Genomic DNA, 211 nt, shown 5'->3' with positions numbered 1-211 from the left:
CATTTTTAGAGGAATTAAAAGCATTTTCAAAAGCGCAGGATGTTACGCTGTTTATGACACTTATGGCAGGAATCAATACTTTATTGCATAAGTATTCGGGTCAGAATGATATTATAGTAGGAACACCAATAGCGGGCAGAGAACATCCTGATTTAGAGAATCAGCTGGGTTTATATTTAAATACACTTGCTATCCGCACGAGATTTGAGCA

At 37.0% G+C, this 211-nt stretch carries 1 protein-coding gene; it reads left to right on the top strand.

The window, feature by feature from the left end:
• Positions 1 to 211: condensation domain-containing protein (locus DM397_RS00055; protein WP_162615400.1), on the top strand; the 211-nt coding region annotated here is incomplete at both ends.

Origin of the sequence: Flavobacterium nitrogenifigens (genome assembly GCF_003254565.1) — a bacterium.
Taxonomy (GTDB): Bacteria; Bacteroidota; Bacteroidia; order Flavobacteriales; family Flavobacteriaceae; genus Flavobacterium; species Flavobacterium nitrogenifigens.
This window is presented reverse-complemented; position numbering and strand designations above follow the sequence as displayed.